Source organism: Sulfitobacter sp. 1A13353 (assembly GCF_043557255.1).
Taxonomy (GTDB): Bacteria; Pseudomonadota; Alphaproteobacteria; order Rhodobacterales; family Rhodobacteraceae; genus Sulfitobacter; species Sulfitobacter faviae.
In genome coordinates, this window is the sequence record NZ_JBIFFS010000002.1 from 115,397 (window position 1) to 128,410 (window position 13,014).

Here is a 13,014-nt window from a genome sequence, read left to right on the forward strand (position 1 = left end):
CCCCGGCGGGTTCGCCCGCCGCCCTGCAGGACGCGTTTCGGCACGCAAAGGCGCCCTGCCCTTCCCAGACGCGCGCCTGCCTGACAGACAAGGGGACCGGCATGAGTAAACAAAGCGACAACCCCGCTGACGCGTTCAAAAAGGCGCTGGCCGAGGCGACCAAGGTCATGGCCGATGACGCCGAACTGACGGTCAGCTACTCGGTCGACCCTTCGGGGCTTTCGGGCGATGCGATGCGCCTGCCGCAAGTGAGCCGCCGGATGACCCGCGAAGAGGTGCTGCTGGCGCGCGGCACCGCCGATGCGCTGGCGCTGAACCGCCGCTACCACGATGCCGCGACCCACGCCCGTTATGCGCCCCAAGGCGACATGGCGCGCGAGCTTTACGAGGCGATGGAGACGGCGCGTTGCGAGGCCATGGGCGCACGCGACATGCCCGGCACCGCCGGCAACATCGACGTCAAGATCAAGCACGAGGCCCTGCGCCGCGGCTACGATCAGGCCAAACAGGCCAGCGACGTGCCGCTCTCGGTCGCGGCGGGCTATATGGTGCGCCATCTGGCCACCGGGCGGGACCTGCCCGCGGGGGCCGAGAACGCCATGGAACTCTGGCGCGGCTTTATCGAAGATCAGGCGGGCGGCACGCTCGAAGGGATCGACGGCAGCCTTGCCGATCAGGCGGATTTCGCGCGGCTGGCCCGCAAGATGATCTCGGACCTCGGCTATGGCGATCAGTTGGGCGACGATCCCGACAGCCAAGACGAGGATCAAGAGGATCAGGCCGAAGAGGGCACCGAAGAGGAGCAGGATCCCGACAGCACCGGCCAAGACGATCAGGACGAGGAAGAGGCCGAAGGCACCCCCGAAAACAGCCAAGAGCAGCAGCAGGACGAAAGTCAGGCGCAGGTCTCGATGGATGACGAGGCCGATCAGGAGCTAGGCGACGAGGCGGAGATGCCCGAGGGCGACGCGCCGATGGACCCGCCGCCCCCGCCGCCCGTCTCGGACGCCGACCCGGAATACCGTGTCTATCAGGGCGAGCATGACGAGGTGATCGGGGCCGAGGAACTGGCCGAGCCGATCGAATTGGAACGCCTGCGCGCCTATCTGGACCAGCAGCTCGAGCCGCTGAAAGGCGCTGTGGGCCGTCTGGCGAATAAATTGCAGCGCCGCTTGCAGGCGCAGCAAAACCGCTCGTGGGAATTTGACCTTGAAGAGGGCACGTTGGACGCGGGCCGTCTGGCGCGGGTGGTGGCCAACCCCACGACGCCGCTAAGCTTCAAGATCGAAAAGGACACCGAGTTCCGCGACACCGTGGTGACGCTGCTCTTGGACAACTCCGGCTCCATGCGGGGCCGCCCGATCTCCATCGCCGCGATCTGCGCCGACGTGCTGGCCCGCACGCTGGAGCGCTGCAACGTGAAGGTCGAGATCCTCGGCTTTACCACCCGCGCGTGGAAGGGTGGACAGGCCCGCGAGGCTTGGCTGAACGATGGCCGCCCCGCGCAGCCCGGTCGGCTGAACGATCTGCGCCACATCATCTACAAAAGCGCCGACGCCCCGTGGCGCCGGACGCGCGACCACTTGGGTCTGATGATGAAAGAGGGTCTGCTGAAAGAGAATATCGACGGCGAGGCGCTGGAATGGGCGCACCGGCGGATGCTGGCCCGGCATGAGGCGCGCAAGATCCTCATGGTGATTTCCGACGGCGCGCCGGTGGATGACAGCACCCTGTCGGTGAACCCGGCCAACTATCTGGAAAAACACCTGCGCGACGTGATCGCAATGGTCGAGAAACGCCGCGCGGTCGAGCTTTTGGCGATCGGGATTGGCCATGATGTGACGCGTTATTACGACCGCGCCGTCACGATCACGGATGTGGATCAGCTTGCCGGGGCGATGACGGAACAGCTTGCAGCGCTGTTTGACAGCGATCCGCGGAAACGGGCGCGTGTCATGGGCATGCGCCGCGTCGGCTGAACCGTCGGATCGGTATTTGAAAAAGGATGAAGGAGGGGCCGCGTGTTCCAGAGTTTCGAGGTCACCGCGCGTCCGGAACAGGGTCCCCCGCGTTTGGCGGCGCTGCGGGCGGAGTTGCAGGCGGCGGGGTTGGATGGGTTTCTCGTGCCGCGCGCCGATGCGCATCAGGGTGAGTATGTCGCTCCGCGGGATGATCGGCTGGCTTGGCTGACGGGGTTCACCGGCTCTGCCGGGTTCTGTGCGGCGCTGCGCGATGTGGCCGGGGTTTTCATCGACGGGCGCTATCGGACGCAGGTCAAAGCGCAGGTGGCGGATGTCTTTACCCCGGTGCCTTGGCCCGAGGTGTCTTTGGCCGATTGGTTGAAAGATCAATTGCCCGCGGGCGGTGTGGTTGGTTTTGATCCGATGTTGCATACGCCCGCGCAGATGGATCTTTTGTTCGAGGCCTTGGCGGGGTCTGGTATCGAGATGCGGCGCGTCTCGAATATGGTCGACCGTATTTGGGAAGACCAGCCCGATGCCCCGATGGGCAAGGTGGCGGCGCATCCTGAGCGTTTTGCCGGCGAAAGCCATGAGGCCAAGCGCCGGCGTTTGGCCGCGGATTTGCGCGCGGCTGGGCAGAAGGCGGCATTGATCACCCTGCCCGACAGCCACAACTGGCTGCTGAACATTCGCGGGCAAGACATTCCGCGCAACCCGGTCGCGCATGGGTTTGCCGTATTGCATGACGATGCGCGGGTCGATCTTTTCATGGCGGCTGAGAAACTGGTAGATGTGGAAGAGCATCTGGGGCCAGAGGTGGTGCAGCGGGATCCTGAGGGGCTGCCCGATTACCTGCGCGCGCTTGAGGGGCCGGTGCGGCTTGATCGGCAGTCGGCCCCGCTGTTGTTCGCGGATTTGCTGGGGGATCGGGCGCAGGCTGGTGAAGACCCCTGCGCCTTGCCCAAAGCCTGCAAGAATGACGCCGAGATTGCCGGGGCGGCAGAGGCGCATTTGCGCGATGGTGCCGCGATGGTCGAGCTGCTCGCTTGGCTGGATGCACAGGCGCCCGGCACGGTCACTGAGACGGAGGTGGTGCAGCAGTTGGAAGGCCTGCGCCGCCGCGATCCCGCCCTGCGTGACATCAGTTTCGAGACGATTTCGGGCACCGGGCCCAACGGGGCGATCATCCATTACCGGGTGAATGAAGAGACCGACAGCGTGTTGCAGGAGGGGCATCTTTTGGTGCTCGACAGCGGCGGTCAGTATCTGGACGGCACCACCGATGTCACCCGCACCATCGCCATCGGCAGCCCCGATCCGGAGGCGCGCGCGGCTTTCACGCGGGTGCTTTCAGGGATGATCGCCATGAGCCGCCTGCGCTGGCCGCGCGGGCTCGCAGGGCGGGATATCGAGATGCTGGGCCGTTTGCCGCTTTGGATGGCGGGGCAGGATTTCGATCACGGTTTGGGCCATGGGGTGGGCGCCTATCTGTCGGTTCATGAGGGGCCGCAGCGGTTGAGCCGGATGAGCCATGTGCCGCTGGAGCCGGGTATGATCCTCAGCAACGAGCCGGGCTATTACCGCGAGGGGGCTTTTGGCATTCGGATCGAGAACCTGTTGGTGGTGCAAGAAGCCCCCGCCCTGCCCGGCGGTGATGCGCATCGCAAGATGCTTGATTGGCGCACGCTGACGCTGGTGCCGATCGATCGGCGTTTGATTGATGTGGAGGCGCTCAGCCCCGAGGCGCGGGACTGGCTGAACGCCTATCACCGCGACGTGGCGGAAAAGATCGGGCCGCGGGTATCACCTGTTACAAAACTGTGGTTGGATGCGGCAACGGCGCCCCTGTGAGCGTCCGATTTAAGTAAAGGGGGGTACGGCATGGCCGACCATATCAAGATTACTCCGGCTGAGGGCACATGGGTTGTTCGCGCTGGCGGGGCCGTATTGGGCGAGTCCACGGGCGCGCTGGAACTGCGCGAGGGGGACTATCCGCCGGTGATCTATTTCCCGCGTGGCGACATCGCCATGGCTTTCCTCGATGGCACTGAGAAGACCAGCCATTGCCCGCATAAGGGCGATGCGACCTATTTCTCGGTGGTGACCAAGAGCCGGACCTTGCAAGACGCCGTCTGGTCTTATGAAGACCCGAAGGCGGATGTGGCCGAGATCAAGGGCTATCTGGCCTTCACCCCGATGGAGGAAATCGCCATCGAACGGATCTGAGCGCGGCTCAGGAATGCTCCTCAGCTGCCGTGGCGGCGAGGGCGCGGTTATAGGCTTTCAGCGCATCGACGTGGAACAGCGCGCCCAGCAATTCGGGCGGCGCATCCGCGCTGAGGGTGACCACCGGGATAAAGTCGGAATGGGTCTGGTCGAACAGCGGCAAAGCGGCCTCTAGCGTAGCGCTGCCGTCGATATAGGTACCCTTGTCGATCAAATCCCAACAGGCGTCTTCCGAGGCCGCGTCTTCATCATCGGGGCGGCGCATGATGCGGCCCACCATGAACATCGAGAGCAGATAGGCCTGCGGACCTGCGGCCAGATGGATGCCGCGCCGCTCCATCTGGGTGAGGAAGAAGGACCGGTCGACCAGCCGGGAGGCCAGCGCGGTCGACATGCTGACGGCGACCATCACGGCCAGACCGGTCTGCCAGTCGCCCGTCATCTCAAATACGATGAGTGTGGTTGAAATCGGCGCGCCCAGCACGGCGGCGGCCACCGCGCCCATCCCCGCCAGAGCGTAGAGCGAGGAAGAGCCCGAAATCTCGGGGAAGACACCGGTGGCGATGATCCCGAAGCCAAGCCCGGTCAAAGCGCCCAGCATCAGCGAGGGCGAGAACACCCCGCCGCCCATCCGCCCGCCAAGCGTGATCGCCACGGCGGCGACCTTGAGCACGGCAAAGATGATCGCCTCATGCAGCACCAGTTCGCCGACCAGCGCACGGGAAGTCGTCTCATAGCCCACGCCGATGATATGCGGGAACCAGAGCGCGATGACGCCAAGGATCGCCCCCGCCACCGCCGGGCGCAGCCAGCGGGCAAGGCCGGTGCGGGCTTGCAAGTAGTTGCCGAAATCCTCGGCCCAGAAGATCGCGCGCATCAGCACGACCGAGACCAGACCGCAGGTCAGCCCCAAAAGCAGGAAGGCGGGCAGTTCGACGTAGAATTGCACGTCGCCAAGGCCCGGTAGGACGAATTCCGTGAGCCCACCGAACTCCAGCCGGTTAATGACCGTGCCCGCGGCGGAGGCGATGACGATGGGGGCAAAGGCATGGACGGCGAAATGGCGCAGCACCACTTCGAGGGCGAAAAGCGCGCCAGCGATGGGGGCGTTGAAGCTGGCCGAGACTGCCGCCGCCACGGCGCAGCCCAAAAGATCCCGCCCGGTGATCCCATCGGCCTTGATAAAGCGGCTAATCTTGGTCGAGATCACGGCGGCGAGATGCACCACCGGCCCTTCGCGCCCCGATGAGCCGCCCGTGGACAAGGTGATGAGCGAGGCCAGCGCCGAGGCCACCCCGGCCCGCGTCTCGACCCGACCGTCGTGCATAGCAGCGCCGAGGATCACATCGCCCACGCTGCGCGCGCGCCCGTCGCGGGTGAAACGGTGCAGGATCAATCCCACAAGCAACCCACCCAAGGTGGGGATCAGCACCACCCAATACCACGGCAGCCCGGCAAGGAAGCTGTGCAGGAATTGCACATCGTCCGTGCCATAAAGCGTGGCCTGCAACCAGTTGATCCCCTTGCGAAAGAACAGGGCGGCAAAGCCCGCGGCGATGCCCGCCAGCAGCGCGATAAACCAGAATGTGACCTTCCCCGGCCCGCGGGTGCGCAGCACCGTCCAGCCCTGTTTGCAGCCGCCGAGCGCCTGCTGAAGTTGTTGGGAAAAGAATGCGTTATCTTGCAGGGGCATGGGACTAAGACCAGTTGAACCCTTTCTGTCTAGGGCAAGCTGACCTTGGGTAAAACCGCCATTTAAGAAGTCGTCGCGCCCTGTTGCCCGTTAAGCAATGCCTCCGCCGCCGCGCGGGCCGCATCGGTGATCGTATCGCCCGCGAGCATTCGTGCGACTTCATCAACGCGCTCTTCGGCGGCAAGGGGGGTGACGGTGGAGGTGGTCATGCCCTTAGTCACCGATTTCGCCACACGCCAGTGATGCGCGCCAAGGGCTGCGACCTGCGGCGAATGGGTGACGACCAAGACCTGCCCCTCGGCGGCCAGCGCCTTCAGGCGGCGGCCCACGGCGTCGGCGGTCGCGCCCCCTACCCCGCGGTCGATCTCGTCAAAGATCAGGGTGAGGCCGGATTGGGTCTGGGTCAGGCAAACCTTTAGCGCCAAAAGGAAACGGCTGAGTTCACCGCCCGAGGCGATCTTGCCCAAGGGCCCGGCAGGCGCGCCGGGGTTTGTGGCGACGGTGAAAGAGACCGCATCGCGCCCCTCGGGGCCTGCGGGTTCTTCGGTCAATTGCGTCTGGAACACTGCGCGTTCCATCTTGAGCGGGGCAAGCTCTGCCGCCACGGACTTGTCGAGCTTGGCCGCTGCCTTGCGGCGCTTCTCGGTCAGCGCAGTGGCCCGTTCGTCGTAAAGCGCCTGCGCGTCGCGAACCGCTTTCTCCAGCCCCTCCTGCGCCGCTTCGCCTGCATCGAGCGCGTCGAGCTTGGCGCGCAGCATGTCGGCGAAACCGGCCAGTTCATCGGGCTGCACGTCATGTTTGCGCGCCAAGCCGCGGATTGCAAAGAGCCGCTCTTCGCAGGCTTCCAACTCATAGGGGTCGAACGACATGCCGTCGATCGCATCGGCCACGCCAGACATCGCTTCGTCCAGCTCCACCATGGCGCGGTTGAGCGCGGCGAGCGGGCCCTCCAGCGCGCCTTCGGCCTTGTCGGCCACCCCGTCGAGCCAGCGCAGCGCGTCGCCCATGGCGGTCTCTGCCCCGCCTTGGCCCAACAACTCATAAGCGTTGACCACGTCACGGCGGATTTTCTCGGCCCCCTGCATCTGGCGGCGGCGGGTGTCGAGGGTGGCCTCCTCCCCCGCTTCGGGGTCGAGCTTGTCCAACTCGGCCACGGCGTGGCGCAGGAACTCTTCCTCAGCGGCGATGGCCTCGCGTTCGGCGGCAGCGGCGGCGGCGGCTTTGCGGGCGGCGCCGAGGGCGTTCCACGCCTCGCGCACCTTGGCAATCGCAGCGGCATTTCCGGCGTAGTCGTCTAAAATGGCACGGTGGCCGCGTGGGTTCAGCAGGCCGCGGTCATCATGCTGGCCGTGCAGTTCCACCAATGTCTCCGACAGGCGGCGCAGCACCTCGCCCGAGCAGCGGCGGTCATTGACCCAAGCGGTCTTACGCCCGTCGGAAGTGTTGATGCGCCGCAGGATCAACTCATCCCCGGCGGGCAGCCCCGCATCTTCGAGCACCGCATGGGCCGGATGGTCGGGCGCCAGATCGAACCATGCGGTCACCTCGCCCTGTTCGGCCCCTTGACGCACCAGATCGGCACGACCGCGCCAGCCCAGAACAAAGCCGAGCGAATCCAAAAGGATGGACTTGCCCGCGCCGGTCTCACCGGTCAGCACGTTCAGCCCCGGCTGGAAGCCAAGCTCCAGCCGGTCGATGATCAGCATGTCTGAAATATCAAGTCCGCGCAGCATCTAGAACCGTTGGATGGGCGACCCCACCCCCCTTAAAGCCACTCGCCCTTGATGGTCTGGCGATAGGCTGCACCCAGCCAATTGTCTTTGTAGAAGGCAGGCTCAAGGCCGCGCCCGGTCAGCAGTTTGTAGCTGTCCTCATACCACTCAGACCCCCGGTAGTTGTGGCCAAGGATGGCCCCCGCCGTCTGCGCCTCATGGTTCAGGCCGAGCGAAAGATAGGCTTCGACAAGACGGTGCAGCGCTTCGGCAGTGTGTGTCGTGGTCTGGAAATCCTCGACCACGACGCGGAAGCGATTGATCGCGGCGGTATAGTGATCGCGGCGCAGGTAGTAGCGGCCGATCTCCATCTCCTTGCCCGCCAGATGGTCGAAGGCGAGGTCGAATTTCAGGATCGCAGAGCGGGCATATTCGCTGTCCGGGTAGCCTTCGATCACGGCGCGCAGGGATTGCAACGCTTGGAAGGTCAGCCCCTGATCGCGGCCCACTTCGTCGATCTGATCGTAATAACTCAGCGCCAAGAGGTACTGCGCATAGGCGGCATCGTCATCGGCGGGGTAGAAATCAATGAAGCGCTGCGCGGCGGAGCGGCTGTTGGGATAGTCCTGATCCTTGTGATAGGCGAAAGCCTGCATGATCAGGGCGCGTTTGGCCCATTCGGAATAGGGATAGAGACGCTCGATCTCGGCGAAATAAAATGCCGCTTCGCCGGGGTTGTTGTTGGTCAGCTCATATTCGCCACGCTCGAAAATCTGCTCAGCCGAATAGGTTTCAAGCGGGATTTCCTGCGGGTTAAAGAAGTTCCCGTCAGAGCGTCCGTCACCACCGCCGCAGGCTGCCAATGTCGCGACCAGAAGCACCGCACTGATCGTCCGCTTGCGCGATCCCGCTACCGTCATGCCCGCACCCCTTGCATCGTCCAACCCATGGTCTTTGACCCTCTTGCGCATGTGACTAGCACAATAAACTGCGTTGCAAAACGCCCATTCCGCCCCCGCCCGCAGGCGGCTGCGCGGCGGCGCATCGCTGGGTCAGGCTTGTCACTTCGGCTTAGTGAATACAAGGCATTGGCAGGGCGTTCAATGGCACTTCGCCGCCTAAGCGCCCTGCGCTTCGCGGTGCTGTTCCCCTTCCCCGGGATCAGGCAACCTGCGGGATTTCATCCCAGATCAGGCCGGAGCCGGGCAGCCGCGCCGTTTGCGCCGCATCGCAGGCCACCAGACGCACGGCGTCCGGCGTGGCAAAGAGCGCGCGCAGCAGCGTGTTGGTCAGCGAATGGCCCGCGCGTTTGCCTTCGTAATGGCCCAAGAGCGGTGCCCCGGCCAACGCCAGATCGCCGAGCGCATCGAGCATCTTGTGGCGCACAGGTTCGTCCGCGTGGCGCAGGCCGCCGGGGCTGACGACGGCATCGCCGTCAAAAACCACCGCGTTCTCACCCGCTTCGCCACCAAGCGCCAGACCATTGGCCTGCATGGCCTCGACATCCGCCTGACGGCAGAAGGTGCGGCTGTCGCAGAGTTCGCGCGCGAAAGAGCCATTGTTCATCACCAGCGACTTGCGCTGCTGGCCGATGGCGGCATCGGCAAAGTCGATCTCAAAGTCGATGCGCAGCGTATCGGCGGGCGAGATCGTCGCAACCGCGTCGCCATCCTGCACGGTGACGGTTTTCAGCACTTCGAAGGCCATCACGGGGGCTGCAAGCTGGCGCAGACCGCGCTGCATGATGCCGCGCACGAAAGGCACGGAGGAACCATCGAGGATCGGCACTTCGGGGCCGTCGATCTCAATCAAAAGGTTGTGGATGCCGCAGCCCGCCACGGCGGCCATCAGATGCTCGACGGTCGAGATCGACAGGCCGGTGGGGTTTTCCAGCTTGGTGCAGAGCGGCGAGCGGTTCACCGCGTCCCAGCGGGCGGGGATCAGACGGTCACCGACCGCCACATCGCTGCGCGAGAACCAGATGCCGTGATGGGCCGACGCCGGGCGCAGTGTCACCGTCGCAGGCAGACCGGAGTGCAGGCCTGTGCCAGTAAAACTTACCGCTGATTTGATCGTTGTCTGCACCGGGTCATCCTCAAGCTTCGAACATCTTCTTGTGTGTTGAACTCTGGATTAAGGGGCGGGTTCGTTTTGCTCAACTCAATCTTTGCAACGGTCTGAAACATCACTGCAACATTTGAGCGCGGCTGCGCTTATCCGGGAGCAAGGCGTTGTTCTAAAAAGAAAAAGGGCCGCCCTAAGGCAGCCCTTTCGTCATCTATCGTGATCAGTTCAGTTGGCCTGACGGCGCAGGAACGCGGGGATTTCGATGCGTTCTTGATCGGGATCGTTGTTTTCCTGCGGCTGCGGCGCGGCGGCAGAGGCGCGGGTTTGCACCGGCGGCTGCTGACGCGCGGGGCGGGCTTGCGCCTCGCCTTCGGCGTGGCCGGTCATCCGGTTGATCAGGGAGTTGATGCCGAAACGGCCCTTGTCGCCCTGCTCACCCTGCTGCTGCTGGGCCTGACGGTGCTGCTCAGGCGCGGCCTTCTGAGCGGCGGCGCGCAGACGGGCCAGCGCTTCGGGGGACGGTGTGCCGGGGGTCGGCGCACGCGGTGCGACGAAGGCTTCAGGCTCCGCTTCGATGTTCTCTTCCTGACGCGGCTCGAATGCGGCCACTTCGGGCTGGTAGGCCGGTGCGGGCAGACCGTCGTCATCTTCGACAACGTTCTCGTCCTCATACTGGTCCTGCTCACGCTGTGTCGGCTGGAGGTCTTGGAACAGGGCAGCCTGTTCAACTTCCTGCGGCGCTTCGGCAGTAACTGATGCGGCAACCGGTGCCTGCGCGGCGGAAACCTGTGCCACATCGTCAACCGATACGTTCTGACGCAAAGGCTGGCTCATGGAGCGGCGCGGGACCGGGATTTCGGTGTTCACATCGGTGGCGTCGATGCCAGTGGCGACAACGCTGACGCGCATCAGGCCACCAAGGCTTTCGTCCAGCGTGGAGCCGACGATGATATTCGCTTCGGGGTCCACTTCCTCGCGAATGCGGTTGGCCGCTTCGTCGAGTTCGAACAGGGTAAGGTCCTGACCGCCGGTGATGTTGATGAGCACGCCCTTGGCACCGCGCAGGCTAATTTCGTCCAGCAGCGGGTTGGCGATGGCTTTCTCGGCAGCTTGGATGGCGCGATCTTCGCCCTCGGCCTCGCCCGTTCCCATCATCGCCTTGCCCATCTCGTCCATCACGGCGCGGACATCGGCGAAGTCGAGGTTGATGAGACCCGGACGGACCATCAGGTCGGTCACGCCCTTCACACCTTGGTACAGCACGTCATCGGCAAGCGAGAAGGCTTCGGTGAAAGTGGTCTTTTCGTTCGCCAGACGGAAGAGGTTCTGGTTCGGAATGATGATCAGCGTGTCGACGACCTTTTGCAGCGTCTCGACGCCGTCTTCGGCTTGACGCATGCGCTTGGCGCCTTCGAATTGGAAGGGCTTGGTCACGACGCCGACGGTCAGCACGCCCAGTTCACGCGCGGCCTGCGCGATGATCGGAGCCGCCCCGGTGCCGGTGCCGCCGCCCATGCCAGCGGTGATGAAGCACATATGCGCGCCCGCAAGGTGGTCGACGATCTGCTCGATGCTCTCTTCGGCAGCGGCGGCGCCGACAGAGGCGCGCGCGCCTGCGCCCAAACCTTCGGTCACTTTGATGCCCAGTTGCACGCGGTTCTCGGCCTGCGCCTGTTGCAGCGCCTGCGCGTCGGTGTTGGCCACGACGAAATCAACACCGTCAAGTTGCTTTTCGATCATGTTGTTGACCGCGTTGCCGCCTGCCCCGCCAACACCGAAGACGGTGATACGGGGTTTCAGATCATCATGTCCTGGCATTGAAAGGTTGAGTGTCATGTGCTGTCCGCCTGTCCAGTTATCCGCGTTCTGCGGGAGTTTTTCGACCAAATTTACCCGACCCTACCGGGCTAGGGCCGCATCGTCACCTAAAAAACATCGTTTTGACGCTAAATATGGGCAGAAACTTGCCAGTTTCCGCCTTATCTCGGGCTTCTCACCCGATATTGGGGTCACCAGTTGTCTCTAAACCATTTCACCGCGCGTTTGAGCGAGCGGGACGGGTAGCGATCGGCGGGAATGTCGAAATCCCACCATTCGTCCTGCGGATGCGCCGCGAAAAGCGCAAGCCCCACGGCAGAGGCGAAGCCCGGCCCCGTCGCGGCCTGCGGCAGACCATGCACGCGCAGCGGGCGCCCCAGACGAACCTGCTGGCCCAGGATCTTGCTGGCCAGCCCGTCAAGGCCCGGTATCTGACTGCCCGCCCCGGTAAGCACAATCTGTTGGCTTGGCAAGTGGTCGAAACCGGCGGCATCCAGCCGAACGCGGACCTCTTCAAGGATCTCTTCGACCCGGGGGCGCATGATGCCGATCAACTCCGCCCGGCTGGCGGTGCGGCGGTCGTGTTCGTAATCACCAGTCTCGCCGCCGATCTCGATCATGTCGCGGTCGTCCATGCCGGTGGCATGCACCCCGCCGTAGAAGGTCTTGATCCGCTCGGCATTGGCCATCGGCACTTGCAGGCCCATGGAGATGTCGGAAGTGACGTGATCCCCGCCCATCCGCACCGTATCGGCATAGATCATATGTTTCTTGATAAAGATCGACAGGCCGGTGGTGCCACCGCCAAAGTCGATACAGGCGGCACCGAGCTCCTGCTCATCCTCGACCAGCGCCGAGATGCCCGAGGCATAGGATGATGAGGCGATCCCGGCAAGTTCCAGATCACAGCGCTTGATGCAATGGGCCAGATGCTGCACCGTATCGGCGTCGACGGTGAGCATATGCATGTCCACCGAGAGGCTGTTGCCCAACTGGCCGCGCGGGTCGGCCAAACCGCTGCGGTGATCCAGCGCGAAGTTCACCGGCTGGGCGTGCAGCACCTCGCGGCCCTCGCCATATTCCGGCACGTCGCAGCCCGCCAGCACCCGCGCCACGTCTTGCTCCGAGACCGATTGCCCCTCCAACTCGACCGAGGCGTCGAGCCCATAGCTGCGCGGCTCCCCGCCCGAGAAACAGGCGATGACGTGATCGACGCGGATGCCAGCCATTTTCTGTGCGGCCTGAAGCGCGGTGCGGATCGCGCGCTCGGTCTCGCCCATGGCGCAAATTTCACCAAAACGGACCCCGCGTGAGCGGGTGGTGGCCGCCCCGATAACCCGGAACCCCGACTGCCCGGCCAAGGACCCGATGTCGCCGCTGTCGCTATCAAGCCCCGCACCGTCAAAGCGCAGCACCAAACAGGCGATCTTGGAGCTGCCCACATCCAAAATGGCGACCACCCCGCGTTGGATCGCCAATTTGCGCATGTGCCGCATCGAACGCTGACTGTCGTATAGGTCCATCATTTCGTTACTGT

The 13,014-nt window shown here is 64.2% G+C and carries 9 protein-coding genes; 3 read left to right on the forward strand and 6 right to left on the reverse strand.

From position 1 onward, the window contains the following. Window positions 1-101: 101 nt before the first annotated feature. From cobT to ACGYLO_RS04345, 3 genes are read left to right on the forward strand one after another with little or no spacing between them, the layout of a single operon-like run. A complete protein-coding gene (gene cobT / locus ACGYLO_RS04335; protein ID WP_209217933.1) occupies window positions 102-1,979 on the forward strand; it encodes a cobaltochelatase subunit CobT in 1,878 nt (625 codons plus the stop codon). A 42-nt stretch (window positions 1,980-2,021) separates the two neighbouring features. After that, entirely contained in the window at window positions 2,022-3,812 is a 1,791-nt protein-coding gene (locus ACGYLO_RS04340) for an aminopeptidase P family protein (RefSeq protein ID WP_271687711.1), read from the forward strand. 30 nt (window positions 3,813-3,842) lie between these two features. Beyond that, entirely contained in the window at window positions 3,843-4,187 is a 345-nt protein-coding gene (locus ACGYLO_RS04345; protein WP_271687713.1) for a DUF427 domain-containing protein, read from the forward strand. 7 nt (window positions 4,188-4,194) lie between these two features. Here the strand turns inward: ACGYLO_RS04345 and ACGYLO_RS04350 are convergent, their stop codons facing one another. From ACGYLO_RS04350 to ftsA, 6 genes are all read right to left on the reverse strand, one after another. Then, the gene (locus tag ACGYLO_RS04350; RefSeq protein ID WP_271687714.1) at window positions 4,195-5,880 is read right to left on the reverse strand and encodes a chloride channel protein; all 1,686 of its coding nucleotides are present in this window, start codon (window positions 5,878-5,880) and stop codon (window positions 4,195-4,197) included. A gap of 62 nt (window positions 5,881-5,942) precedes the next feature. Next, entirely contained in the window at window positions 5,943-7,613 is a 1,671-nt protein-coding gene (gene recN, locus ACGYLO_RS04355) for a DNA repair protein RecN (RefSeq protein ID WP_271687715.1), read from the reverse strand. Window positions 7,614-7,645: 32 nt separating this feature from the next. After that, window positions 7,646-8,512, reverse strand: a complete 867-nt coding sequence (locus tag ACGYLO_RS04360) for an outer membrane protein assembly factor BamD (RefSeq protein WP_067263264.1) — start codon at window positions 8,510-8,512, stop codon at window positions 7,646-7,648. A 241-nt stretch (window positions 8,513-8,753) separates the two neighbouring features. After that, a complete protein-coding gene (gene lpxC / locus ACGYLO_RS04365) occupies window positions 8,754-9,677 on the reverse strand; it encodes a UDP-3-O-acyl-N-acetylglucosamine deacetylase (protein ID WP_271687716.1) in 924 nt (307 codons plus the stop codon). A 207-nt stretch (window positions 9,678-9,884) separates the two neighbouring features. After that, window positions 9,885-11,495 (reverse strand): cell division protein FtsZ, encoded by a 1,611-nt coding sequence (gene ftsZ / locus ACGYLO_RS04370; RefSeq protein ID WP_271687718.1) that lies wholly within the window; start codon window positions 11,493-11,495, stop codon window positions 9,885-9,887. Window positions 11,496-11,668: 173 nt separating this feature from the next. After that, window positions 11,669-13,003, reverse strand: coding sequence for a cell division protein FtsA (gene ftsA, locus ACGYLO_RS04375; RefSeq protein WP_067263257.1), 1,335 nt, complete (start codon window positions 13,001-13,003; stop codon window positions 11,669-11,671). Window positions 13,004-13,014: the final 11 nt, after the last annotated feature.